We start from the raw sequence: 26,933 nt of genomic DNA, 5'->3' as shown, positions 1-26,933 counted from the left end.
GTATAACCGTCAGCCAACGGATTGAATTACAAGGGAATGTTTAGTATGCACGGTGCGCTCCTTCGTACTGGCAAAAGCGATGAATTCATCGCTGTAGGCGAAACAGGGCAGCCTGTCTACAAGGCTGCGTTGCAACTCATAGCCGCCCTCACCCGTAAATCGCCATCTCTGGTGAATTTCCTCGCTGTGCCGAAAAGCAACGAGCAAGGCAGCGTCATCGACTGGTACAGCCCTATACAAGGTGATGTCGTGCCCTGGAGCTCGGCGACCGAAGCCGAGCGTGAAGTCGCAAGAGCCCAGCTGAATCATTTCAAGACTGCTATCGCTGAGATGAGCTCGACGCTGGTGCAGGCCGGCAACAAGGGTGGTCAAAGCGATCAGATTATTTTCGGCAAGCTGCTAGGGCTGGTCCCGCATGCGCCCGCGGACAATTACGTTTACCTGATTGAAGCCACACGCACCAACGCACAAGGCGAAGCCGAGCGTTACACCCAGCCAATTCTGACGTTTTGGGGCTTCGTGCAGAACGAGGGCGACAGGCATCGTGATCCGCTTTACTTCCTGACTCCCCGAGCAGCAGCCCCCGCACCCTCCTCCTTGCCAATAACGCCTGTGCCGGAAGCTCCGGCAGTGCTGCCGTTTGTTGCAGAGCCGGCTCGGCCCTGGTGGCGGCGTTTCTGGTGGCTTTTGCCGTTGCTGCTGGTTCTGGCGCTGCTGCTGTTTGGTCTGCTGAGAGGCTGTTTGCCTGTCGTGGGCGTGACGTTGCCAACCGTGCCGGTCACCACAGAGAGCATTCAGCTAAAAGACCCGGCAATAGAAAGCAGCGTGGTCAGTGCTACGCCAATGCCCTCTACAGCGAACGTGGCCACTGGCGAGCCTTCTTCTGAAACGCCCGTCCAATCGCCTGCGGTGGCGCCAGTGCCCGAGCCGAAGCCGGAAGTCAGCGAGCCAGTTCCTGCCGAGCAGCCAGAGAAGCAAGAGCCGCCACAGTCGCCAGTATCCAGCGCCGAATCTGCCCAGGTCAGCACTCCCGGTGCACCGTTGAGTATTCCACCTGACGCTGCGGAAGGTCCTGCAGAGTTTCTGAACGGGAATTACCGCGCCGGTGCCGGGATCATGGATGCCAAGACTTCCAGGCCGTTACGGCTTGAGTACGCGTTCGAGAAAGGCCAGGGCAAAGTCACTATCCGACGCCCGGATGGCGTGTCCTGCTCCGGCGCGATCAACGCGGCCATGAATGGGGGCAATCTGGCATTGAACAGTCAGACCCAAGCCAGTTGCACTGACGGTAGCGGCTACGACATGCCTCAGGTGTCCTGCAAACCGGGTGCCCAGAGCATCGCTGATTGTAACGGCAACTATGGCAACACCCAATTTCCCATGTCCATGCGGCGCGAATAAAGGCTGTACCCATGCTGCCAGAACTGACGCAATTTGAAGACACCGTTCACCTGATCAATGACAGCGGAATCCAGTTTCTGGACTTCGCCGTCAAACTTGATCTGCGTAACGAGCCTGCCGGACGTTTCGCGAAAATGGGCAATACGCTCATCGCGCGTCTGCTGCAGAACCAGGAAACCAAGCAGTACTTCCACTTCGGGCCGGTGGGCACCGCCAACCAGTCCGGTGAGCGGTTGGCGCAATCGCAGGCTCAGGAACGCCTGGTCAGCGAAGTCGATGACGAAGACCTCACGCTGGGCATGCAGTCCAGTTTCAAATTGCTGGATGGCCTATGGATGCCAGCACCGGTGTTTCGTTTTTTGCCGCCAGAGCGTTACGACGAAGGTCCGACCAATTGGGCACGTGTTCGTCTGATCGAGCTTGAACAGCCTGATGTCGATGGCAACACCCACCGCCTGACACTGGCATTCGACACGCGTGCGATGGCGTCGGCGACGGGCATGCAATACCTGGCACCGACCCGGGACGACATAAATGCCGGCTCGTCCTTCCGCCTGGCGTGCCACGCGCGTCAGAGCCGCTGGTTTCTGGACCAGAAATGGGTGCAGGACTGGTTGGCGGAAATCTATCGTGAAGGCAACCGGCATCGCCCCAGCGAAGATGTTGAAGAAGAGTTGGTCGAGCAGCGGCATATCGGCCACTACCTCAACCTGCTGAGCCTCATGGCCAAGCCTATTCCTGAGCAGCGCAGCAGTGAACCGGCACGCGTTGTCGTCCCGGAAATAAAGCTGGCCGCCAATGGCGCAGACTCCATAGACCTGCCGATTCAGGTGGATCTGGTGCTGGACGTAGGCAACTCGCGTACCTGCGGCATTCTGATCGAGAACCACGGGCAGTCCGGCGATGGGATGAAGCACAACTACATCCTGCAGATTCGCGATCTGGTCAACCCTGAGCGGGTCTACAGCCAGCCGTTCGAAAGCCGCGTGGAGTTTGCCCAGGCGTCGTTCGGCAAGGAAAACTTCTCGGTCCAGAGTGGCCGGCATGATGCGTTTCAGTGGCCGACGATTGCTCGTGTCGGCGTCGAAGCCGGGCGGTTGTCTGGCCGTCGGCGTGGTACTGAGGGCTCTACCGGCCTGTCGAGTCCCAAACGCTATCTGTGGGACGAAAACGCCTACACCCACGGTTGGCGATTCAACAATTCCTACGTGCAGACCGACAGCGAGCCCAAAGCTACTGCCGCACCGTTCTCGCACAAGATCACCAAACTCGGCCAGGCGTTTTACAAACTCAAGAATGAGGACGACCGCCTGCCTGCGTTCTCCCCGCAATACTCGCGCAGCTCGCTGATGACCTTCATGCTCGCCGAGGTGCTGACGCAAGCGCTGTTGCAAATCAACAGCCCGGCACAACGCACGCGCATGGGGCACACCCAACGCCCTCGTCAGTTGTCCAGCATCATCCTGACAGTACCGCCGGGAATGCCGCAGGTAGAACGCAGCCTGCTAAACGACCGGCTGCTTCAGGCGCTGGCGCTGGTCTGGAAATGCATGGGGTGGCACGAAGGTGACCTCGACCCGAGTAAAGCCAAGGGGCTGAATTCGCCAGTACCCGCGCCTCGTGTGCCGCTGCCGCGCATAAAAGTGGAGTGGGATGAAGCGACGTGCGGTCAGCTCGTCTACCTGTACACCGAGATTCGCGAAAACTTTGCCGGCCATGCACAAGAGTTCTTCGACACGCTGGCACGCCCGGAAAAGGCCAATCGCGAACACCTGACGCTGGCGACTATCGATATTGGCGGCGGCACCACCGACCTGGTCATTACGGATTACTCACTGGAACGCGGTGCAGAACAGGCCAGCGGAAGCAACGTTTCGATCATCCCCGAGCAGCGCTTTCGTGACAGCTTCAAGGTCGCTGGCGATGACATCTTGCTGGACATCATCCAGCGGTTCGTATTGCCTGCCTTGGAACAAGCGCTCAGGGATTTTGGTGTGGTTTCACCGCGCTCGCTCCTGTCGCGACTGTGCGGCGACGAAAGCACCAGCGCTCAGGAAGCCATCCTGCGCCAACAGCTCAACCTGCAAGTGTTCGTGCCACTGGGCCTGCGCTTGCTCAAGGACTACGAAACTTACGACCCTGAATTGCCAAGCCCGGTTCACGACTACCTCTTTGCTGATTTGCTGGAAAGAGATGCGATCAGTGAACGTATTCGCGAATACGTGGCCGGTGGCGTTCGACGCATTGATGGTGGCCGTGATGGCTTCGAGCTGGGTCAGGTCGTGCTGCGTATCGATCTGCCTGCCATTCATCGGGCGTTCCTCAAAGGCCAGATCAACCTGAGCAAGATCCTTGATGCATTGTGCGAAGTGGTCTTCCAGTACCCTTGCGACGCGCTGCTGCTGACCGGCCGCCCTTCGCGCCTGCCAGGCGTGCAGGCTTATATACGCCGCAAAGTGCCGCTGCCACCAGGGCGCATCGTGCCCATGAACGGTTATCGTACCGGCGGGTGGTACCCCTTCCACCGCAATGGCCAGATTGACGATCCCAAGAGCACGGCTGCGGTCGGCGCGATGCTATGCCTGCTCAGCGAGCAGCGCAAAGTGTCGAACTTCTATTTCAGTGTTGGCCGGCTCAAGCCGTATTCGACCATGCGCCATATCGGCAAACTGGACGAAAACAATCTTGTCATCGATCACGACATGCTTTATCGCGATGTGATCAAAAGCGACGCGCAAGGCAACGAATTCCTGCAATTGCACGAGCCGCAACTCGACGGGCCGCAGTTGCGGGTGCTGGGTAAAACCCGCCTGGGCTATCGACAGCTCAACGCCGAGCGTTGGGTCGCGGCGCCCTTGTATCTGATCGAACTCACCGAGCGCGGCACGCGAAAACTGGTCGGCAAACCGACCAAGGACGGCAAGGAAGCCTGCCTGTTGCTGCGTTTTCGCGTCGATGGCGCAGATGCCGACCGTGGCGATGCAGAGATCATCGCCGAAACCCTGGTGATCGACGACAACATCGAAAGCAACACCGGCGAGTCCTTTGATCGCAAGGACGTGAAACTACAGCTCTACACCATGCTGAGCGCCGAAGGTGGTGCCTCCAACTATTGGCTCGACAGCGGGAGCGTGAGTCCGAAATGACTACTCTGACCACCAGACAGATACAACTCGCCCATGCCTGGACATCCGTTCACACCGGTGCTGGCCTGGCCCTGGACTGGGTCGCCGATGTGGCCGAAAAGGTCGAGGAAGTGGCCATCAAGGCCGACGCCCTCAGTCGTGACTTGCACCGTGCTCGCAACCTGTCCCGCAGCCTTGGTCGGGTCTCGACGACGCCCATGGGCATCGGCTTCTTCGGTTTGTCGCAGGCAGGCAAGAGCTACCTGATTTCCGCCCTGGCGGCGGACGAAAAAGGCCAGTTGCTGACCCGGCTGGGTACTCGGCAACTGGACTTCATCAAGCACGTGAACCCGGTGGGCGGCGGCAAGGAGGCGACCGGCCTGGTCACGCGATTCACGCGAACTGCTGCGCCAAGCCTGGACCCTCAGTTTCCGGTGGAGTTGCGTCTGTTTCGCGAGGTCGAGATCGCCATTATTCTGGCCAACGCCTGGTTTGAAGACTTCGATCATCAGCGCCTGAACAGTCAAGTCACCGACGCGCAGATCGATGCCCTTCTGCAGCGTTTCGATGGGCAATCTGCAGCCGCTCCGACACCCGGCGTTAGCAGTGACGACGTTGTGCTGCTGTGGGATTACCTGGAGCACCATTACGCCAACGCCATGCGCCCATTGAACGCCCGTTATTGGCCTTGCGTGATCAAACTGGCGCCGCGCCTGTCGGTGCGTGAACGCGCTCAGTTGTTCGAGCCGCTGTGGGGCGGTATCGGCAAAATGACCGAAACCTATGAACAACTGGCCTCCGCCCTGCACCGCCTGGGGCTGGCAGAGACAGTTTTTGCGCCGATCAGCGCGTTGGTCACCGAGCGCGACGGGCAACTGGTGCAAAGCAACAGCATCATCAACGTCGATATTCTCAGCCGTCTTGGCGGCAGCGCGGATTCACCCATAGAGGTGCGTCCGGCCCATGAGGGCACCTTGCGCTCCGCCGTGTCGGTGAACAGGGCCGAACTGGCGGCGCTTACCAACGAGCTTATTTTTCGTCTGGACAACGAGCCGGCCAACGCGATTGTCAACAGCGTCGATCTGCTCGACTTCCCGGGCTACCGCAGCCGCCAAAAGCTGATGAGCATCAACGAGGCCAGCGAAGTCGACAGCAATGGCACCGCCAACAATCCGGTCGCCAGGCTGCTGCTGCGCGGCAAGGTCGCCTACCTTTTCGAACGTTACACCAACGAGCAGGAAATGAACGCGCTGGTGATGTGCACCAGCACCTTCAAGCAGAGCGAAGTGGTGAGCGTCGGTCCGGTGCTCAAGAGCTGGATCGACAAGACCCAGGGCACTAGTCCCCAGCAGCGCGATGGCCGCGCCAGCGGGCTGATCTGGGCGTTGACCATGTGTGACGGCTTTATCGGCGGCGCGCTCAACGGCGAGACCGTGCAGTTTCCCGAAGGCTGCGACAACATGCTCAAACTGACCATGATCGAGCGATTCGGCAACGAAGACTGGATGAAGCAATGGGGCAGCACTCCATTCAAGAACACCTATCTTGTGCGCAAGCCGCGCTTCAAGACCAGCTTCATCGAGTTGGCGGCGGACGGTGAAGAACGCGCTTACAGCGACTCATCGCACACTGCGCTACAGGCTCTGCAACAAGCGTTCAGCAACAGTGAGCTGGTCAAACGCCATGTGGCGGAGCCGCAGGAAGCCTGGCAAGCGATGCTTACGCTGAACGACGGCGGCATGACCCGTTTCAGCTCGGCGTTCAGTCCGATCGCCAACATCGACTTCAAGTTACAGCGTATTGCCGAGCAACTGGACGAGTTGATGGTGCAATTACTGCCGCGCCTGGAGGAGTACTACGAAGCCGGTGGCGAAGACGAACGGGCCAAGAAGAAGGTCATCGCCAACATGATTGCCCGTCCGTTCGCGACGACGCCGCACGGTAAGCATGTACTTGGCGAACTGCTCGGTTACATGGCGCTGCCAGAACAGCAGTTGCGCGACCTTTACCTGAACGGTGATTTCGGCAGCCCTGCCAGCGAAGCCACTGCGGCGGTGCAAGCTGTCGGCAAGCCTGAAGTGGAATACGACATATTCGGCGAGGCCATCGCAGCCACTGCCACGGTTGAAACGCCCGCAGCAGCGGCCGTAGCGCCGCAATACCAGAGCCACGAACACCGCTTCGCCCGAGCGGCATTCGACCTGTGGGCAACGCACCTGCGAAACCTCAGCCGGCGCCAGCACCTGCTGGACTTGCTGGAGTTGCCCGCTGAGGCCATCGCCCTGCTGGTCAAGGAACTGGTGGTCTGCGCCGAGCGCCTGGACTTGCCGTTGCAGCTCAGCAACGCGCTGCTCAAACGTGCCCAGAGCGGTGTGCGCAGAGAAAACCTGGTGCAGCGCCAGGTGCTGACCGCGCAACTGCTGCTCAACGACTTCGCCGCCTGGTTCGGGCACACCGCCCAGCCGGCGGGTCAACGGCCAACGGGCCTGCTGGGTGCCAAACAACCGTTGTTTGCCTTTTATCAAAAGGAAATGCCAGGTCGCTTCCCGCACCTCGCAGCGCAAGCCGACGACCAGAGCGTGATTTTCGCTGATGACTGGATTTCTGGCATTGCCATTCATACCCAGAAAAACGTCGGTCACCGCAAAGGCAAAGAAATAACTCCTGAGCAAAACGAGGCCATGGGCCGCGTTATCCAGGCGTTCAAAGCGAGATAATTCATGTCCATCACAATCAAACTCTCACCGCTGGCAAGTCCGGTTCCCGGCTGTGGCTTTCTCCAGGTACGTGGCTGGGAGCATGATGCAGGCAATCTGGAATTTGCTATCCAGCGCAACCAGGACGACTACTACCTGCAGCACAACCAGCAATGGGCCAATGCGCCCTGCTGGTTCGCCCAGCATTTTGTGGAAGACGCTCAAGGCGATTCGATTAGCCATGAGGTAGGTCCGGATATTGTCGACCCACTTCTGCAGAATTCGGCAACCGGGGTATTCAATTTTCGTTTGCGCAACCCAGATGGCAGCGGCGAAGACGATAATCCGATGAAGCTGATGGAAGGTCTGGCCCTGTCCGGCGCGGGTAGTGCTACTGGACCCGGCGCCGCGCAAACCACCGTCAGCCTCGCCGCGGCGTCACAAACAGTGCTTCCGGTAGCGGACCCTGCTTCGTCGCCATTGCCTGAACCAGCCGAGCCGGCATTGCCGGACCCGGTTGTCGAGCCAGTCACTCCGACACCGGCGCCCGAGACCCAAAACCGCAAGGTATTGCTGCTGATTATCGGTCTGGCATTGCTCGCTATCATCGCGGCGGGCCTGTGGTTCTGGCTCAAAAAAGCACCTGCCCCCGAGCCAGCGCCCGCCGTTGCGATGACAACTCCTGCGGTTGTGGCTCCCGCTGCCGCTGCGCCCTGCAGCGTAGAAGCGTTAAACAGCGAAAACGAGTTGAGTTTTGTTCAAGGCTGCATCAAGCAGGCGCCTGATAGCGCAACCCTGTTGAACGTCATCGGTCTGGCCAAAAACAACAAGCAGTGCGGTGTCGCCCAGCGCCTTTACGCGAATCGCGCCCAGGCCGGCAACGTCGAAGTGGCCCAGGCCTATGCGCGGGAGTACGACCCTAAATACCTGCAACCCAGCGCTTGTTTCACCGCCCCTGACAACGCCACTGCCGCTTACTGGTACGAAACCATTCTGGGCTATCAGGCAGACAACGCAGAAGCCGCTCAGCGCCTGAAGGAGCTCAAGCCGTGACAGTGCGCAATTTTTCACTGACCCTCATAGCCTGCGCGTGCCTGGGGGCCGGCTGGGCCTCGGCGGCCGACAAACCGTTGTTGCAGGAAGGTAAAAAGACTCTGTTCCAGCGCGTGCTGACGACTCCGGGTTGCCACATGAGTGCAGCCGCTGGCGGCCCTGCCGGTGCCGAGCAGCCTCCCTTTAGTCGTTTCTATGTCTACGAGCATGCCAATGCAGGCAATGCCGAGTGGATCAAAGTGGGGCCGGACAGCTTTGGTAAAACCTCAGGATGGCTACCAGCATCGTGCACCGTCGACTGGAAAATGCAGCTCACCCTGGCGTTCACCAACCCGGCCAACCGCGACCGGCTGATGTTTTTCAAAGAACGCAAAACGCTTGAGAGCATTCTGGACGCGCCAGACCCGGTGAGCCTTGTCGCACCGTTACGCGCCAAGCTCAAACAAAGCGCGCCGGCGCCGGGTGTACTGGCCCAGGAGCCGGAATACTTCATCGACATGCAGAAGCAGTTTTATTTGCTGCCGGTTCTCAGCGGCGAAGAAGTCATGACCGAAGCGGGTTTTCGCACTCGCATCCTGAATGTGGCTTCAGTAAGTAAGGCCGATGCAGCTTTAGCTGCTCAACAAGCGCAGACCGGAACGACTCAGGGCCAGAACCAGGGCCAGGCCGCGGCAAACGCTACCAGCCAGCTCAAAGAGTTCAGTGCCGCGGTGGTGTTCGTGATTGACTCGACTATTTCCATGGATCCGTACATCGAACGGACCCGAGAAGCGATCAGCAAGGTATACGCGCAGATTGCCAAGGAAAATCTCGGGCGGCAGGTGAAGTTCGGTCTGGTGGCATTTCGTTCCAGTACCCAGGCTGTGCCAGGGCTGGAATACGTGACCAAGATGTATGCCGACCCCAACACCGTAAAAGACGGTGCGGATTTCCTTGCCAAAGCCGCGGACCTGAAACAGGCCAAAGTGTCGAGCAAGAGCTTCAATGAAGACTCCTACGCCGGTGTCATGCAAGCCATCGACAAGGTCGACTGGAGCCCATTCGGTGCGCGCTATGTGGTATTGATCACCGATGCCGGCGCTCTGGATGGCGATGACAAGCTGTCCGGGACCGGGCTGAACGCGGAGCAGGTACGGATCGAAGCCAGCAACCCGGGCGTCGCCATTTACACCCTGCACCTGAAAACGGCGGCAGGTGCCAAGGACCACGCCAAGGCAGAGGCGCAGTATCAGGCGTTGTCCACTTACACGGGCACCAACACCTCGCTTTATTACCCGGTTGATGCAGGTGATCTGGATGCCTTTGGCAGCAAGGTCGACGCGCTGGCCAGCGCAATCACCGGTCAGGTCAAAGCCGCCTACATGGGCGACGACGCTATTGGAAGTGCATTGAACTCCAAGGCTGCGCCTGCCGAGCAGAAAATGCTCGATGATGCTGCTCTGATTGGTCATGCCATGCGCTTGGCCTATCTCGGAGAAAAGACCGGCAGCCAGGCACCACCGGTTTTTCAGGCGTGGATCGCCGACCGCGACCCGATCAAGCAGAACGTCCCCACTACCGATGTGCGGGTTTTGCTGACCAAATCACAGCTCAGCGACCTCAGTGATGTGCTCAAGAAAATCCTTGATGCCGCCAACGAAGGCCTGATCTCCCCAAGCGAAATGTTCGAGCGGTTACGCTCGGTCGCCGCCACGATGGGTACAGATCCCAATCAGCTCAAGCAGGACGGTACTGCCAAGCTCTCGGAACTGGGTGTGTTGGGGGAATATCTGGACGATTTGCCGTACCACAGTGAAGTCCTCAACCTCGATGAAGAAACCTGGAAAAGCTGGGATGGTCTCGCTCAGGAGAAATTCATCCGTACCCTGTCGACCAAGCTGCGCCATTACCAGGTATACAACGCAGATGTGGACCGCTGGGTGCCGTTGGCCGAGGGTAGTGATGCCCGTGACAATGTTTATCCGGTGCCACTGGAAATGATGCCCTGACATGCTCCAGATCAAAGGACTGAATGTGCAGCGAGGGAGCGGCGTACAGGCACATCGGGTACAGCTGCCCGAGCTGAGTCTGACTCGTGGGCAGGTCGTGGCGATTACCGGCGAAAGTGGGTGCGGCAAGAGCACCCTGCTTGAGGCTCTTGGTTTGCTGTTGGCGCCTGAAAGCGTCGCGCACTATTGCCTTGATGGTATGGACATCGCAGCTTTGCTTAAGGCTGATGATCAACCTGCACTGGCTGATGTAAGAGCGCGATCATTGGGCTTTGTTCTGCAAAGCGGCGGACTGCTGCCGTTTCTCAACGCCCGGGACAACATCAACCTGCCCCGTCGGCTACTGGGGCTGGCCAGCAAAAGTGATCACGTTGAAAGAGCCATTGCTGCGCTGCACCTGGAGACGTTGCTGGACCAATTTCCCCAGGCTCTGTCTATCGGCGAACGTCAACGCGTGGCCTGCGTGCGCGCCATTGCCCATCAGCCGCGCCTGATACTCGCCGACGAACCTACAGCTGCCCTGGATCCACATAACGCTCGGCAGCTGTTCGAGTTGTTATTGGGCCTGGTCGCTGAGCTGGGTTTGAGTGCTCTTATTGTTTCGCACGATTGGCAACTGGTGAACAGCTTTGGCATCACCCGTTTGAATGCCGTCAGCCTGCCTGGAGTGACGCGTTTTGAAACGTCCCTTTGAGCGCCTCGGCCTTCTGGCAAACCTGGCCATTGCAGACTTGTGGCATGACCGCAAAGTGTCGCTATGCATTGCGGCTTCGCTGGTCGCCGTCATCGCCCCGCTGTTACTGCTGTTCGGGCTCAAACACGGCGTGGTCGGCCAGTTGCAGGCAGAACTGTTGCGCGACCCGCGCAACCTGGAAATCAAGTTGCTCAGCAGTGGCAACTACGACGAACAGTGGCTCAGTAGCCTTCAGCAGCGACCCGAAACCGGCTTTGCCCTTGGGATGACTCGCTCGCTTAACACCCAGGCCGACCTCATCGGCAGCGGTGGTCGCTTTGTCGACAATGCGGAAATCCTGCCAACGGGGCTCGGCGATCCGTTGCTGGGTAAGCATGCCAGCGCGCTTTTGCCTGACCAGGTCATTCTCAGCGAAGCAGCTGCCAGACGACTGACATTGGCCACCGGTGACACTCTGCGGCTGGTCGTTCAGCGGCGCCTCGATGGAGTATCCGAGCGGGGCGAGGCTACCCTGACCCTGATCGATATTCTGCCGGCAGCCAGTTTTTCGAGACCTGCTGCGTTTGCTCATCCCGACCTATTGCTGCAACTGGAGCGTTTTCGCGACGGTTTTGCAATTTCTGCATTGGGCGCCGCCAACGGCCAGGCAGACGAGCATATGACGCCCCGCTACGCCCGCGCTCGTTTGTACGCCCGTGATATCGACAGCGTCGCGCCACTGGAGCGCTGGTTGAATGCTCAACATATCGAAACAGGAAGCCGGCTGGCCGATATCGACAATGTAAAAGCCATCAATCATGTGCTCGGCGTGATCTTCGGGGTTATCGCCGGGGCCGCTTTGTTGGGCTGTATCGCTTCGCTTATAGGTGCCTTCCTAGCCAACATTGATCGCAAACGCCGCAGCCTCGCATTGCTGCGGCTGATGGGGTTCACAGCGCCCGCAGTGGCGGGTTATCTGGTTCTGCAGGCATTGCTGCTGGCCGTGGTTGGCTACCTGGGAGGACTGGGTTTCTACTTTGCCGGCAGTGAGGCGTTCAATCACCTGCTGGGCGGCCAGCGCATCACCGGCGGTTTCATTTGCCAGATTACCCCCTTGCACGGCCTTGCCGCACTGGCGCTTGCGTTAGTGGTTCCAGCGCTGGTCGCGCTGGCAGGTGCCACCCGAGCCATCCGAATTCAACCTGCGGAGAGTCTGCGTGAACTCTAAATACTGGGGCCAGGTGCTCTTTCTACCCTTCACCCTGATCTGTTTTCAGACGTTTGCCGCGACTTGGGATGAGAAACTCTACAACCCGATGCCTGACGCTGAAGACGTAGTGCTGCCTATGCCGTGTGATGGCGCCATGGTCTTTCGCAAGGTCTTTATCCCGCTGGCCGGTCCGCTTGATGATTATCCAATCAATATCGGTGGCGATAACGCCGAATATGGCTACGTAGAACAGACTCGTCCGGCCTTTATTGCGGGCAGCTTCACTAACGAAAAAGACGCTAAATCACGTTACTACCTGTTGGCGAAGTACGAGATGACTGCGCTGCAATACAGCGCACTGACACAGGCAGAATGTCCGACACCGTCGAACAAGCAGCGCTTGCCCATAGTCTCGTTGAGCTGGATACAGGCTATGGACGCCGCCGATAAATACAATGTCTGGCTACGCGAAAATTCCGCAGACAAACTGCCGAAAGAAGATGGTCTAGCTGGGTTTTTACGCTTGCCGACTGAGGTCGAGTGGGAGTTTGCGGCGCGCGGAGGCTTGAGCGTCAGTACTGCGGAGTTTCGTGACCTGCGGTACCCGATGCCGGAAGGCTTAAACGCCTACGAATGGTTCGCCGGGACGCAATCCTCCAATGGCCAGCTGCAACTGGCCGGTTTGCTCAAGCCGAACCCGCTTGGTCTGCACGACATGCTTGGCAATGTCGACGAGATGATGTTCGAGCCGTTCCGACTGAACAAGCTTGACCGCCAACATGGCCAGGCTGGCGGTTATGTGGTGCGCGGCGGTGATTACCGCACAGCGCAAGGCGAGCTGCGCAGTTCGCTGCGCAAAGAGCGCAACTACTATGACGCGAAAGCCGCAGCCACCAGCAAAACCACTGGCGTACGCCTGGCATTGGCGTCCAGCACGTTGACCTCCCGCGAGCGTGTCAGCAGCATCGAGAGCAGTTGGAAAAAGCTTGGCACCGGCAGTGGAGAGGCTGGCCAAACCGAGGACAAGAATGCCGTGCAAACGCTTGGGACGTTGGCCTCGGGTGTATCCGACGAAGCCTTGAAAGAAAAGCTCAAAGCGTTGGAAAACCAGCTGCGCGCGAGTAATCAGCAACAGGAGGAAACTCGCGATCAGGCAATTCGCGCGAGCCTGAATCTTGGTGCCTTTTTGTGCACGAAAATGCTCGACGATGGCAAATACCTCGACTTTCTGCAGAAAAACTACGAGCTCAATTGCTCGGCTGCAGAGCAGGATGCCAGTTGCCCGATGCGTAAAAGCAAGCTCGACGAACAAAAAGACCGACTGCACAAGCTCAGCCGGTACTACGCAAGCAGTCTGGTAGATTCTGCCACCCTCTACGGAGAGCCTTTGCTGGCGCAGCAAATACCGGTCATGGGCGAAATCATCAGTCGCAACGAGCAGCTCAAAGAGCTCAAGCCCTACCTGCAGACCCATTGGGTCAATCAGCAGGCTTTTCTGAAAACCCAGAAAATAGACACCGATGCATGGCTGAACCGCTGTAAGGCAGTCCAGTAATTCGTCGTCAGGATTAATCAAGGAGCAACAGTATGGAACATGTACGTCGTCATCTGCCGAGGGCCATGTTGGGCCTGATCATCTCCGTCAGTCTGGTGCTGGCCGGTTGCGCCAACAACGGCACCGGCAGCAGCCTGCTCGGCTCAGGCACTGCCCCTGATCCACGTCTGACCAAAAGTACCGATTCGTCATTTTTCTCTACTTCAGGCCTTACCGCCTGCGCCGCTGCTGCAGGCGTAGGTATTCTGGCCTGTGCCGTTGCGAGTCCCAGCGACAAGGTGAAATGCATGGTTGTGGCGGGTATCGCTGCTTGCGGCGTCGCCATGGGGGCGAACTATTACTATGACTACCGGCGCAGCAAGTACTCCGACACCACCCAGCGCCTGCAGCTGATGAGTGACGATGTAAAAGCCGACACCGAAAAAGTTGCCCAGCGTACTTACACGCTGCAGCAGGTCATCAACGACGACAAAGAGCGCATCGCCGGTATTCAGAAATCCATCAAAACCAAGACACTGGACAAAGCCAAGGCTCAGCAAGAGATCGCCAGTGTCGACAGCAACCTGGCTCAGATGAATAAAGACCTGACCGGCATGCGCTCCAAAGTAGCTGAATACAAGAAGACCGCTGACCTTGAGCGCGCCAATAGTGGCGGCACACAGGTCACTGCTATCGACGGCGAGATCAGCAAAATGAACAGCAAGGTCGCGTCTTTGCAAAAAGAAGTGGACGGCCTTTACAGCCAGCGCCAAGCCATCACATTGGGTTGAACTGAACATGAATATTAGAGCACTGATTGCCAGCTCGGCCCTGTTGCTTATGGCCGGTTGTGCCACTCAACCCGGCAGCTGTGATTCAAACAACGCCGAGGCGAGCCTGATCACCAAGATGAACTGCGATCATTCCGGTGGTTACAGCGATCAGGTCCGCATACGCGAACAGGAGCTGACCGATGCACGCGCTGAAAACGCCTCCTTTCGCGACGTGTACAACGCCCTGCAAGAGCAACGACAGTCGACCAGCAAGAGCCTTGCCGAGCAACAAAGGCAACAGGCGACGCTGGACAGTTCAATGAGCAAGCTCTTGAGCCAGCTCAAGGCCCGGCATGCCGACAAGGCGCAGGTGCAACAACAGATCGCAGATCTTGAAAAACAGATGGCCGACAAGAAAAAGGCTGTCGCCAGTACCGACCCGGCAGTGGTCGAGGCACGCCAGCAGGAACTCAAAGCGCTGCAGCAGAAGGTTTCCAGACTGCAGCTAAGTCTGGGTTACGAATAAAGCGTAAATATCTTCAGAGGCCCCATGGGGCCTTATCTGATCCGGGACCGGTCCCATGCAACGCATCACTATCGACGCCACGTCCCACCCTGCCGAGCTGCTGAACACACTGGAGAGCAAGGTTGCGTTGCTGCGTCGCCACTTTCCGCCCAGCGTGTCCAGGCTGTTTGCCATTCCGCGTGCGGGTACCGACGGCACGCTGCAATGGTGGTCTGAACTAGGCGGTCAGCACTTGCCGTATCACAGCCTCGACGCTGGCGCGCAACAGGCGTTGCTCGCACGCTACCTGCAGCGCCAGCAAGCCATTGTGCAGTTGGCGGATGAGCTGCAGGCGCGCGATAGAGCTGATGAGGCCAATAGTCTTCGTACGCTTGTCGGCGCCCCTGCGCTGAACAACCTTTATAGTCTCAATGACGAGCCTGTAGTCATCCGCTGGGGTATGGCGCAGCCAGTGGCCCCTGCAATCCCGTCGACATTACCAGTGTCATCACTCGCCAGCCCGGCATCAAGGCGATGGTGGCTGCGTATTCCGGTTTTGCTGCTATTACTGCCGTTACTGTTGATACTACTGTGGCTGCTATGGGCATGGCGCGGGAGCGTGTGGAACGTGTTCAATACGGCCCCTATGGGTAATTACTCATGCACACAGGGTGTGCCCGCCCCTGACTTTGCCGTGGTGCTGGATACTTCCGGCTCGATGAATCTGAACATCGATACGTCTTCTGAAGACGAGGCCTGGATGTATCAGGTCGGTGGCGCGCTTCCCGCCGACAACCCGAGAAAAGCTCGCGTGCTTGCTGAACCGACTCGCCTGACTGTCGCCAAGCAAGCCTTTGGCGCGATGCTCGGGCAACTGCACCCAGACATTGATACACGCTTGATCACTTTTCAAGGCTGTGAGGGCACGGTCGATCAAGGCGTGTTCCAGCGTGATGCGCGTCAGCAATTGCTGGCCGGGGTTGGAAAACTCAGCGCGGACGGGGGTACGCCATTAGTCGCCAGCCTTATCAAGTCGGCAAGTCTGGTGGACGGGCGTTTTAAAGATGCCTTGGTGGTCATGTTTGTCGATGGCGAGGACGGTTGTGGGCAAAACGCTTGCGAGGTGTCCGCCCGTATCGCCCGTCAGCAGCCAAGATTGCGGATCAATGTTGTCAATATCAGCGATAGCAAGCTTTCAAACTGTATCGCTGAAAATACCGGTGGCCGTGTATATGCCGCGCGCGAAGCGGGAGAGGTACAAAGGATGCTGCGCGAAGCCATGGAAGAAGTCGCAGCGGCCCCCGCGTGTACAGAGAAAAAAATCCCCGGCGAGTGATATGGCCATGCACCCGAGGCGCGCGCGCTCGATCAGGACTCGTGCGCGTGTCACCTTGACCCGCCCCCTTCTAATCTTGAGTCTGGCGAGGCCTGCTAAACCATCTTTTGAATGCCTCATGACCATCATCGACATAAGTAAAGATAACGGGCACTACCAACAGGCTTAGTACGGTCGAGGCCAATAGTCCGCCGATGACGACCACCGCCATCGGCTGGCGGAAGCCTGATTCGCCACCCCATCCCAGTGCGGTCGGCAACATGCCCGCGCCCATTGCGATGGTGGTCATCAGGATCGGCCGGGCGCGTTTGTGGCAGGCGTCGATCAACGCGTCATAGCGGCTCACGGTCGGTGCACGGCGGGCCATGATTGCGTATTCCACCAGCAGGATCGAGTTCTTGGTCACGATCCCCATCAGCATCAGCAAACCGATGACCGACGCCATGGAAAAACTCATCCCGCCGATCAACAGTGCCAACAGTGCGCCGCCCAACGATAGAGGCAGCGCCGAGAGGATTGTCAGCGGCTGCATAAAGTCATGGAACAACAGCACCAGTACCGCGTATATACAGAACACGCCGACGGCCATCGCCAGGCTGAAGTTGCCAAACAACTCGCTCATCAACTGCAACTCGCCCTGCTCCACCAGTTTTACTTGCGCTGGCAGGTTCTGCATGACCGGCAACTGCCTGGCCTGCTCCATCACTTCGCCCAGGTTGCTGCCATTGAGTTCGATGGACAGCGTGATATTGCGCAAGCGATCGATACGATCAATCTGCGCGGGGCCGCTGCCCATGCTGAGCTCGCCCAGCGACGCCAGTGCTATCTGGCCATCACGCCCGGTGACCCTTAACTGACCGAGGCTTTGCAGATCGGTGCGCACTTGCGGCTGCATGCGCACCCGCACATTGACCTGGCGCTGGGACAGATTGATCTTGCCCAGGGACGAGCTGTATTCGCCATAGGTGGCCATGCGCAGAGTGTCGGCGATGTCCTGGCTACTGATGCCCTGCTCTGCCGCGCGGACAACATCCGGGCGCATCTGGATTTCCGGCCGTTGTACCGCAGCACTTGAGGTGACGTTGCCGATGCCTTTTATCTGGCGTAACTGCGGTTCAAGCGCGGCGGCAGTCCGCTCCAGCAAATCGCCATCATCGCTGGCAAGGACGATGTCCAGCCGTTCGCCGCTGGCGTCACCGCCGACCGTCACCCGCACACCAGGCAAGCTGCGCAGACTTTCACGCATGCTCGCTTCCACCTGGGATTGTTTCAGTGCGCGCTGGTCACGCGGCAGCAAATCGACGGTCAGTTTCGCATCGCGATCACCTGCACCGCCCGTTTCGCCGCTGCCGGCCGCGATGAACACGTGGGCCACTTCAGGAATCGCGCGTAAACGCTTTTCAGCCTGCAAGGCAACCTCACCGGTCTGAGCCAGACTGCTGCCGGGCGGCAGTTCCAGGCTGACGGTGCTGCTGGCAATGTCCTGGGCAGGCAGAAAGCTGGTCGGCAGCAACGGGATCAGCGCCAGCGAGCCGATAAACAAAGCACCAACAATGGCCATGGTGGTCTTGCGGCGGCTCAGGCTGGTGTGAATCCAGCCCAGATAACGTCTCATCAAACCGCTGTCATGCTCGCCATGCGGACGTGGCTTGAGTAAATACGCCGCCATCATCGGCGTCAGAAGACGGGCGACCAGCAACGAAAACATCAACGCAGCGCTGGCCGTCACACCGAACTGGCGAAACAGTTTGCCGGAAATCCCGCCCATGAAAGCGGTCGGCAGGAATACCGCGACCAGGGTCACGGTGGTTGCCAATACCGCAAGGCCGATCTCGTCGGACGCCTCAATCGCGGCCTGTCGCGGGGTTTTGCCCATGCGCAGGTGTCGCGCAATGTTTTCGACCTCAACAATGGCATCGTCGACCAGAATGCCGATTACCAGCGCCAGCGCCAACAGCGAAACGGTATTGAGGCTAAAGCCGGCAAAATACATCACGCCGAAGGTCGGTATGATCGACAAAGGCAGTGCCGTGGCCACGATAATCGTCGCCCGCCAGTCACGCAGGAACCACCAGACCACCAAAACCGCCAGTAACATCCCTTCGTAGAGCAGCGCCATAGAGCCACGATAGTTTTCCATCACCGGCTCGACGGCATTACTCGCCTCTTCGATACGCACATCAGGGTGTTGTATGGCGAACTCATTGACTGCCTGACGCAAATCCCTGGTCACGCCGACGTCGGAAAAACCCAGGGAGCGGATGACCTGAAAGCCAATCACCGGTTTGCCGTCGCGATACGCCAGGGTGTTGCGCTCGGCATGGGTGTCACGCACGGTTGCCAGTTGCTGCACTGCGAGCATTCGTCCATCGCTAACGGGAATGCGGATGGCGCCCAGCGCCGCCGGGTCGTCAATGCCGCCCAGGACACGCAGCGCCTGTTGACCGCTGCCCAGATCGCCCTGGCCGCCGGAATTGTCTTTCTGCATCGCCCGCAACCGATCCGCGATGTCGGTCACACTCAGACCCAGGCCGGCCATTAACGCCGGATCAAGGTCAACCTGGACTTCGCGGTCCACACCGCCCACGCGGCTGATCTTTGCGACACCACGTACGGTCAGCAGCTGCTTGCTCAACTCATTGTCGACAAACCATGACAACGCTTCTTCGTCCATCCGTGGCGCATCGACCACATAGGTCAGCAACGCCGTGGTATTGGTGGTCAGGCGGGTTACCGATGGCGTGTCGAGGTTGGCGGGCAATTCAGCCGCAGCGCTGTCCACCGCATTGCGTACTTCGTTGAGGGCTTCGTTGCCATCCTTGTCGATGTCGAAGATGACATTGATGAGGACGCTGCCTTCGGTAATTTGCGTGGTGACATGCTTGAGCAGGCGCAACGAGGTCAGCTTGTCTTCGAGCTTGCGCGCGACTTCGGTTTCCAGTTGTTCGGGGGCGGCCCCTTCCAGCGAGGCACTGATGACCACTGCAGGCAGATCGGTATCGGGAAAGTCCTGAATACCGAGGCGCTCGAACCCGAGGAAACCAAACAGGGTCAGCAGTAAAAACAGCATGACCGCCGGGACCGGGTAACGAATCGACAGCGCGGAGATATTCATTGCACACGGGCCTCGGCGTTGACCAGTGTCACGCTGGCCCCGTCATTGAGAAAGGCCCCACCGCTACGGACGATCTGTGCCTGCTCTGGCAGGCCGCCGAGGATTTCCAGCGCCGATCCACGACGTCTTCCGACCTCGACCACCTGTTGGCTGACGCGCATGTCCTTGCCCAGCACAAACACATAAGAGCGCCCGTCGCGCAGGATCACGCTGGTGTCCGGAACCGTCAGCGCCGGGCTGGACGGCAGTTCGATGCGACCGCTGGCGTACATGCCGGCGCGCGCCACAGACCCCACCGGCAGGGAGACATAGACCAGCGCCCTGCTGGTCTTGCTGTCGAGCATTGGCGAGACCAGCCGCACGCGCCCTTGCACCGCAATACCACCGGGCAGCGTCACACGGGCGAGCTGACCGGCCTTGACGCCTGGCAGTTGCTGGGCATCCAGTTCCGCCTGCCACTCGATGCGGCCATCGCGGATCATCCTGAACATTTCACTGCCCGCCGATACCACATCGCCAAGCAAGGCCTTGCGCCCGGAGATAATCCCGTCATCCACCGCGACGATGCGCGTCTGCGCAAGCTTGATCCGGATGCTGCGCAGATCGGCATTCGCCGAGGCCAGGTCAGCTTCGGCGGTCTGCACCTTGACCCGGTACTCTTCCAGTTTCTGCTCGGACAGGGCGCCGCTCTGACCTACCGAGGCCGCCCGCCTGGCATTGGAGCGGGCTTCCTGCAGTTGCGCAGTGGCCTGGGCGGCCGCCGACTTCTGCTTGTTTTCCTCAGCCAGCACGCTGTCATCGGCCAGGGTCGCCAAAACCTGGCCCTTCTTCACCTGATCGCCGATATCAGCCTTCAGGCTGGCGATACGCAAGCTTCCGGTCTCTGCACTGATCACGGCTTCCTGCCACGGCGCAAGCGCACCACTGGCCACCCGTTCCTGCGGCCAGTCTTCGCGGCGCGGTTGCACTGCCTCTACCGTCAGGCTGGTGGCCGGCGGCGCCGCAGCGGCCGGGGGCGGCTCTGCGCGGCCAGACAATAGCCAGCCCGAAACGCCCAACACCGCCAGCGTCAGCAGCCCATAAACGTGTATCTTCCTCATACGCCGCCCCGCTTCGGTGTTTCACCGGCCAAACCTTCGCGACTGTCCTGCCATCCACCGCCCAGGGCCTTGTACAGGGCAATCCAGTAGCGAACCTGATTTTGTTGCACGGTGATCAATTCGATTTCTGCCGACAGCGCCGAGCGTCGAGCCTCTTCGCGGTCCAGCAGGCTGGCATTGCCGGCCTGCCAGTTGCGGTCTGTGGCCTGGAACGACGCTTCATAACCCTCACTGGCCCGTTGCGTACTGGCTTGCGAACGCCGCGCCGCGTCCAGGCGCACCAGCGCCTGCTCGACCTCCATTACCGCTGTGCGCAGGGTTTGCCGGTAGGTCGCCAGCGCCGAGTCATAATCTGCCCGCGCCGAGTCCACTGCCGCCCGGCGCTTGCCTGCGTCGAACAGCGGAACAGTCAGTTGCGGGCCGAGGCTCCATTCGCGGCTGAATACTCCGGTGGTGGTCCCCACCTCGAACGAGCCAACCAGGCTCAGGCTGGGCAGACGATCAGCCTGGGCAGCGCCGATCTTCGCATTCGCGGCGGCCAGTTCGCGTTCGCTGGACGCCAGGTCCGGGCGCTGGCGCAACAGGTTGGCAGGTATTTCCCGAACATCCAGCAACGCAGGCTGCGGCAGTCTCGCCGGATTATGGCTGAGCACTTCCCGTACCTGATCCTCGTTGCTGCCGGTCAGCTCCACCAGGCTCTTGAGCAGCACATCGCACTCGCCTTGCTGTTTGATGAGGGTCGCATTACTGGATGCCGCACTGGCGTCGCTCAACGATGAATCAGCGGCGGCGGTAAACCCGGCCTGAAACGACACGCGAGTCAGGCGTGCGGTCTGTTCCTGGGATTGCGCCTGATCACGGTAAGCGTTCACCAGCATCTGGCAGCCGCGGTACTGCACAAAGTCATCACCGACCTCGGCGGCCAGCGATACACGAGCGTCATGCCAGTCATTGACACGTGCTTCGAGCAGATTGCGCGACGCCTCGTCGGTGCGTCGCAGTTTGCCGAACAGGTCCAGTTCCCAGGATGCATCGAGGGTTGCCCCGGAGGTCTTACCGCTCTGGCGCACCCCGCTCTGCCTGATGCCGGCGCGTGACTTGCTCACGCCGCCGCTCACTTGCGGCAGCCGGTCGGCAACGCTGCCGTCCAGCGTCGCGCGTGCCTGGGCAATGCGTGCCAGAGCCTTATCGAGAGACGGGCTGTCTGCCTGTGCCATACGCAGCAGGGTTGCCAGTGCCGGGTCATTGAACTGTTGCCACCAATCCTGCAGTCCGACCATCGACGCGCCATAGGGCAGCGGCGCATGCCACTGGCTGGCAACCTTCACCGCAGGCAATTGGTAGTCCGGGCCTAATGTACAGCCACTCAGCAATGAGACCAGAAGCGTCGACAACAGGAAGTGGCCAGCAGGTTTGCCAATAGACATAAAGCTCTCGAAGATTCCGGAACAGTGGCGTCTTGAGAAAGGAAGCAACGGGGCAAGAATCCGGACGATCAGGAGCGTTGTCGCAAGGTTTCTTACAGCGCCATAAATCCCTTTCGTAGCATGCATTTAACGCCTGAGACCGCAGGAAGTCTGTCGTGGAATACGGGGACAGTCCCACGGCGATAAGTTGGCGATCACCCTGAGGTTCTTACAGAATCGGGCTCTGCTCGAAGCGAGTATCAATGAATCCGTACCTGTGCCACCAAGGGATCGACTATGGAAGAGTTAAGCAATCTCAAGAAACTGGAGTCGAATGCGCGCACCTACGCAGCGACCTTCCAGCAGCTGTTTGTCAGCGGCAGAGGCATGCGAGTCAAGGACGCCAACGGCCAGGAATACCTTGACTGCCTGTCCAACGCTGGCACGCTTGCATTGGGTCATAACCCACCGGTGGTCCGTGAAGCGGTGATCGAATTTCTGAACAGTGATCATCTGCAGCAGGCCCTTGACCTGGCCACACCGGCCAAGCACGCCTTCGTCGAAGAACTGTTCGCAACGTTGCCTGCCAGCATGCGTGACAACAGCAAAATCCTGTTCTGCGGCCCCAGCGGCTCAGACGCGGTCGAAGCCGCAATCAAACTGGCCCGTCATTACACCCAGCGCTCGCCGCTGATGTCTTTCCACGGGGGTTATCACGGCATGACCGCTGGTGCGTTGTCGGCCATGGGCAACCTCAACCCCAAGGCAGGCCTGCTGGCCCAGGGCACCCACTTCCTGCCCTTCCCCTATCGCTTCCGCTGCCCGTTCGGCACCGATGGTGAACATACTGACCGCCTCTCCATCGAGTACATCCGCACTGTACTCAGTGACCCGGAAAGCGGTGTGCCCAAACCGGCTGCGGTGGTGGTCGAAGTGATCCAGGGCGAAGGCGGCTGCATCGCAGCATCGGCAGAGTGGCTGCGCGCCGTGCGGGAGATCACCCATGAGCTCGGGATCTTGCTGATTATCGACGAAGTGCAAACCGGCCTCGGACGTACCGGCAACCTGTTTGCCATCGAACACTCCGGGATAACGCCGGATATTCTGGTGCTGTCCAAGGCCATCGGTGGCGGTTACCCGATATCAGTGATCGTCTATGCCGAGCACCTGGATACATGGGGCCCTGGCATGCACGCAGGTACCTTCCGTGGCAACCAGGTGGCAATGGTGGCCGGGGCTGCGACCATGCGTCATATCAAGGAGCACGATCTGGTCGGCAATGCCACGCGCCGGGGTGAGCAGTTGCACAGCGGGCTGGAGGACATCGCCCGGCAGTTTCCGTTTATCGGCGATGTTCGTGGTCGTGGCCTGATGCTCGGTGTGGAAATCGTCAAGCCGACCAACGGGTCACGTCCGGGGGCTGGCGATGGCGCGCGGGCGCGGGCGATCAAGCTGGAGTGCTTCAACAACGGCATGATCATCGAGACCGGTGGACGCAACAGTGCAGTCCTGCGCTTCCTGCCACCGTTGAACATTACCGAGTCGGAAGTGGGCATGATCCTCGACCGCTTCGAACAGTCCCTCAAGAGCAGTAGCGCGGCTCGGGTTTCCAGTGTCAGCGCGGTAGGCTGAGTCCTCGCAACAGCTTGCCAGAGAGGCTGGCGCAGACGACAGCTACCCGTCGACTGCGCCAGTCTCGCGAGCAGCATTCCCCCCTTTGGCTTCCTGCCTGGATGTAATAAGCCGATCTTTGTGACTCCACCGGCAGCAAGCGCTTGTCAGTGCGCGGTCGCACGCACGCGCCCTTCTCCACTGGGCAGGACATCCTTGTCCTGCAATCCCCCTGTCAATCCCGTGCCAGTGCCTCGATCGGATCGAGCTGTGCCGCGTTACGTGCCGGTACGAAGCCGAACACGATGCCGATCAATGTCGAGCAGATGAACGCAGTGACAATCGAGCCCAGGGAGAACACCATCTGCCACTCCTTGACCAGCAGTGAAAACACATAGCCGATCACGAACGACAGGCTGATGCCGATGACCCCGCCAATCAGGCAGACCATCACCGCCTCCACCAGAAACTGCTGACGGATATCCGACTGGCGTGCCCCGACGGCCATGCGAATGCCGATCTCGCGCGTCCGTTCCGTGACCGACACCAGCATGATGTTCATCACCCCGATGCCGCCGACCGCCAGCGAGATCACCGCGATCAACGACAGCAACAGGGCCAGCGACTGACTGGTCTTCTGCACCGTTTGCATCACGCTGTCGAGGTTGTAGGTGAAGAAGTCCTTGGTCCCGTGCCGCTTTTGCAACAGCTTGTTGACGTTGTCCTCGACCACCTTGCTTGGCTGTCCGTCCTTGACCCGCACGGTGATGCCGTCCAGGTAGGTCTGACCCAGCAGGCGTCCGGAGGCGGTTTCGTAGGGCATCCAGATATTCAGGTTCTTGCTGGTGTCGAAGATGTTTTTCTTGTTCTCGGTCACGCCGATCACCGTACACGGCAGGTTACCCACCAGGATCACCTGGCCCAGCGGGTCGACCTTGGGACCGAACAGGCGAATCCGCGTGTTGTGATCGATCACCACCACCTGTGCCTGCCGCCGGGCGTCATCCTTGTTGAAACCCACCCCCAGGCCCATCTTCGTGCCACGCACCTGGAAGTAGCTCGGGCTGACCCCGCTCACCGTCGCCGATACGTCGATATTTCGGTAGCGCACCAGCAGGTTGCGGCCGATATTCGGTGTGGCGCTGTCGATGTAGTACTCACTGCTCAACGCCGCCACATCGGACAGCGCCAGGGTCTGGATATCCATGGACTTGGTGTCGCCAAAGTCACTGCCTGGGAACACCTCGATGGTATTGCTGCCGATGGCCTGGATGTCCTTGAGCACATAGCGCTTGGCCCCTTCGCCGATCGCTACGATCGACACCACCGAGGTGATGCCGATGATGATCCCGAGCATGGTCAGCAGCGTGCGCATGCGATGCGAGATCAGCGCCACCCACGCCATGACGAAAGCTTCCTGGAACAGGCCGATGTTAGCCATCAGCCGGTTGCCCTGCCTGGGTTTGGTCGGCAGGCGCTCGGTGGTTTTTTCGTTGATGATCGGGCGATCGGTGTTGACCCGGTCGGCGATGATCTCGCCGTCACGCATCTCGATGATGCGCTCGGCGTGCGCTGCCACCTTCTCGTCGTGAGTCACCAAAATCACGGTGTGTCCGGCGCTGTTGAGCTCCAGGAGGATATTCATCACCTCCTTGCCGCTCACGCTGTCGAGGGCGCCAGTGGGTTCGTCGGCCAGAATGATCTCGCCGCCGTTCATCAAGGCCCGGGCGATACTCACCCGCTGCTGCTGGCCGCCTGACAACTGGCTTGGCCGATGCTCCAGATGCCCGGACAGGCCCAGACGCTCGAGCAGCTTCTGCGCGCGCTCCACGCGCATGCCCTTGCCGGTGCCTGCGTAGATAGCTGGCATTTCGACATTCTGGATCGCCGCCAGGTGCGGCAACAGGTGATAACGCTGGAAAATGAAACCGAAGTGATCGCGACGCAGCTCTGCCAGCTCATCATCGGTAAGCGTACCGGTTTCACGCCCGTCGACCTTGTAACTGCCGCTGTTGGGGTGGTCCAGACAGCCCAGCACGTTCATCAGCGTTGACTTGCCGGAACCCGAGGCCCCGGTAATGGCAACCAGTTCGCCGGCATTGATCGTGAGGTTGATGTCATTAAGCGCGATGAAGTCCTTTTCGCCGGCGACGAAACGACGGGTGACACCGTTGAGTTCCAGAAGAGCTCGACTCATGGTCAGGCCCCCGCTGCTGCTGGTGTAGCCGACGGTTCACCGATCACCACCTGGTCACCCTCGGCAAGGCCACTCTTGATCTCGACCCGCACGTTGTTGTTGATGCCGGTCTGCACATTGCGGCTCTGGGCCTGGCCCTGCGCGTCCACCACACGCACCGGGAAGCTGCCGTCGCCATTCTTGTCGCCCAGGGCCGCAACAGGGACAGTCAACACGTCCTTGGCCTTTTCACGCACGATATGCACTTGGGCGGTCATCGAAATACGCAGGCGGTGATCAGGGTTGGGGACGTCGAACAATGCGTTGTAGAACACCGCACTGTTCGGTTTGCTGGCGGTGCTGGATTGCGCATCAAGGAAGTTTTGCGGCGCTGGCTCCGTGCCTTTCAGCTTGGCGTAATAGCGTTTTTCGGCATCGCCGAGGATGGTGAAATACACCTCTTGCCCGGGGGTGATATGAATCACGTCGGCCTCGGAGACCTGAGCCTTGACGGTCATGGTGTCCAGATCCGCCAATTTGAGAATCACCGGTGTCAGTTGGCTGGCGATCACAGTCTGACCTTCCTGCGTCACGATACCCACCACATCACCACTGATCGGCGCGACGATACGGGTGTAGCCCAGGTTGATCCTGGCGGTCTCGATCTGGATTCTTGCGTCGCGCACCTGGGCTTCCAGCGACCGCAGGTTGGCACTCCGGACCTCGAAGTCCGATTGCGCCGTATCGAAGTCCTTTTGCGAGATCGCATCATCCGCACGCAGTTGCTTGTAGCGCTGGTAAATGGCTTTGGCGTCCTTGAGCTGTGCGACAGCCGCATCCTTCTGGGCGATCAGGTTCTGTTCGTTGACCTGCGACTGGCGCAGCGTGTTCTGCAGCACCACGGGATCGATTTCCGCCAGCCACTGACCCTGTTTGACCTTGTCGCCCAGATTGACCTTCAAAGACTTGAGCTGGCCCGAGACCTGCGCGCCGACGTCAACCTGCTTGATGCCCTGCAGCACCCCGCTGGCCAGCACCGAGTTTTCGATATCGGTGCGTTCGACCTTGGCAGTCAGGTACTCCGGAGCCTTTTCCGGGGACTGGACGCTGTAGGCAATACCCGCTGCCAGAACCAACAACACGACAACGATGAGCACTTTGCGAAACTTCAACTTTTTCATAGAAAGCCACGAATGTGTTGAGGATTGACCCGGCGATCAGCCGCCGGGCT

General features: G+C 59.5%; 17 protein-coding genes. 12 read left to right on the top strand and 5 right to left on the bottom strand.

Annotation, left to right across the window (positions count from 1 at the left end; genetic code table 11):
* Positions 1 to 45 precede the first annotated feature (45 nt).
* The 11 genes from KUIN1_RS13695 to KUIN1_RS13645 all read left to right on the top strand — a co-directional run bounded on the left by KUIN1_RS13695 (position 46) and on the right by KUIN1_RS13645 (position 16,294).
* The gene (locus tag KUIN1_RS13695; protein WP_011267842.1) at positions 46 to 1,401 is read left to right on the top strand and encodes an SrfA family protein; all 1,356 of its coding nucleotides are present in this window, start codon (positions 46 to 48) and stop codon (positions 1,399 to 1,401) included.
* An 11-nt stretch (positions 1,402 to 1,412) separates the two neighbouring features.
* Positions 1,413 to 4,547, top strand: coding sequence for a virulence factor SrfB (locus KUIN1_RS13690; protein WP_011267841.1), 3,135 nt, complete (start codon positions 1,413 to 1,415; stop codon positions 4,545 to 4,547).
* On the top strand, positions 4,544 to 7,243 hold the full coding sequence (locus KUIN1_RS13685) for a putative virulence factor (RefSeq protein ID WP_011267840.1): 2,700 nt from the start codon (positions 4,544 to 4,546) through the stop codon (positions 7,241 to 7,243). Before KUIN1_RS13690 ends, KUIN1_RS13685 begins: the two co-directional genes overlap by 4 nt.
* A gap of 3 nt (positions 7,244 to 7,246) precedes the next feature.
* Positions 7,247 to 8,275: a hypothetical protein gene (locus tag KUIN1_RS13680; protein WP_024651656.1), complete on the top strand. Its 1,029-nt coding sequence runs from the start codon at positions 7,247 to 7,249 to the stop codon at positions 8,273 to 8,275.
* Positions 8,272 to 10,263, top strand: a complete 1,992-nt coding sequence (locus KUIN1_RS13675) for a vWA domain-containing protein (RefSeq protein ID WP_103377857.1) — start codon at positions 8,272 to 8,274, stop codon at positions 10,261 to 10,263. The genes KUIN1_RS13680 and KUIN1_RS13675 overlap by 4 nt, the downstream gene beginning before the upstream one ends.
* A gap of 1 nt (position 10,264) precedes the next feature.
* Positions 10,265 to 10,957: an ABC transporter ATP-binding protein gene (locus KUIN1_RS13670; RefSeq protein ID WP_011267837.1), complete on the top strand. Its 693-nt coding sequence runs from the start codon at positions 10,265 to 10,267 to the stop codon at positions 10,955 to 10,957.
* On the top strand, positions 10,941 to 12,164 hold the full coding sequence (locus tag KUIN1_RS13665; protein ID WP_011267836.1) for an FtsX-like permease family protein: 1,224 nt from the start codon (positions 10,941 to 10,943) through the stop codon (positions 12,162 to 12,164). Before KUIN1_RS13670 ends, KUIN1_RS13665 begins: the two co-directional genes overlap by 17 nt.
* Positions 12,165 to 12,252: 88 nt before the next feature.
* Entirely contained in the window at positions 12,253 to 13,701 is a 1,449-nt protein-coding gene (locus KUIN1_RS13660) for a formylglycine-generating enzyme family protein (protein ID WP_162496732.1), read from the top strand.
* 32 nt (positions 13,702 to 13,733) lie between these two features.
* The gene (locus KUIN1_RS13655) at positions 13,734 to 14,471 is read left to right on the top strand and encodes a lipoprotein (protein ID WP_011267834.1); all 738 of its coding nucleotides are present in this window, start codon (positions 13,734 to 13,736) and stop codon (positions 14,469 to 14,471) included.
* Between the two features lie 7 nt (positions 14,472 to 14,478).
* Positions 14,479 to 14,979, top strand: a complete 501-nt coding sequence (locus tag KUIN1_RS13650) for a lipoprotein (RefSeq protein ID WP_011267833.1) — start codon at positions 14,479 to 14,481, stop codon at positions 14,977 to 14,979.
* 55 nt (positions 14,980 to 15,034) lie between these two features.
* The gene (locus KUIN1_RS13645) at positions 15,035 to 16,294 is read left to right on the top strand and encodes a vWA domain-containing protein (protein WP_011267832.1); all 1,260 of its coding nucleotides are present in this window, start codon (positions 15,035 to 15,037) and stop codon (positions 16,292 to 16,294) included.
* A gap of 70 nt (positions 16,295 to 16,364) precedes the next feature.
* Here the strand turns inward: KUIN1_RS13645 and KUIN1_RS13640 are convergent, their stop codons facing one another.
* The 3 genes from KUIN1_RS13640 to KUIN1_RS13630 are packed head-to-tail and all read right to left on the bottom strand — an operon-like array spanning position 16,365 to position 21,936.
* Positions 16,365 to 19,409 carry an efflux RND transporter permease subunit gene (locus tag KUIN1_RS13640; RefSeq protein WP_011267831.1) on the bottom strand — a complete coding sequence of 1,015 codons (3,045 nt, stop codon included), beginning with the start codon at positions 19,407 to 19,409 and terminating at the stop codon, positions 16,365 to 16,367.
* A complete protein-coding gene (locus tag KUIN1_RS13635; protein ID WP_011267830.1) occupies positions 19,406 to 20,509 on the bottom strand; it encodes an efflux RND transporter periplasmic adaptor subunit in 1,104 nt (367 codons plus the stop codon). The genes KUIN1_RS13640 and KUIN1_RS13635 overlap by 4 nt, the downstream gene beginning before the upstream one ends.
* Entirely contained in the window at positions 20,506 to 21,936 is a 1,431-nt protein-coding gene (locus KUIN1_RS13630; RefSeq protein ID WP_011267829.1) for an efflux transporter outer membrane subunit, read from the bottom strand. The genes KUIN1_RS13635 and KUIN1_RS13630 overlap by 4 nt, the downstream gene beginning before the upstream one ends.
* Before the next feature lie 276 nt (positions 21,937 to 22,212).
* Here KUIN1_RS13630 and KUIN1_RS13625 point away from each other — a divergent pair, with 276 nt between their 5' ends.
* Entirely contained in the window at positions 22,213 to 23,547 is a 1,335-nt protein-coding gene (locus KUIN1_RS13625) for a diaminobutyrate--2-oxoglutarate transaminase family protein (protein ID WP_011267828.1), read from the top strand.
* Between the two features lie 214 nt (positions 23,548 to 23,761).
* On the opposite strand, the gene KUIN1_RS13620 is transcribed toward KUIN1_RS13625, so the two are convergent.
* Entirely contained in the window at positions 23,762 to 25,723 is a 1,962-nt protein-coding gene (locus tag KUIN1_RS13620) for a MacB family efflux pump subunit (protein ID WP_011267827.1), read from the bottom strand.
* A gap of 2 nt (positions 25,724 to 25,725) precedes the next feature.
* Complete coding sequence (macA, locus tag KUIN1_RS13615) at positions 25,726 to 26,883, bottom strand: macrolide transporter subunit MacA (RefSeq protein WP_011267826.1); 1,158 nt, start codon at positions 26,881 to 26,883, stop codon at positions 25,726 to 25,728.
* Positions 26,884 to 26,933 lie beyond the last annotated feature (50 nt).

Origin of the sequence: Pseudomonas sp. KUIN-1 (assembly GCF_009176725.1) — a bacterium.
GTDB classification, from domain to species: domain Bacteria; phylum Pseudomonadota; class Gammaproteobacteria; order Pseudomonadales; family Pseudomonadaceae; genus Aquipseudomonas; species Aquipseudomonas fragariae.
Note: the sequence above shows the minus strand (reverse complement) of the source record. Positions and strands in the feature narration are given on the sequence as shown.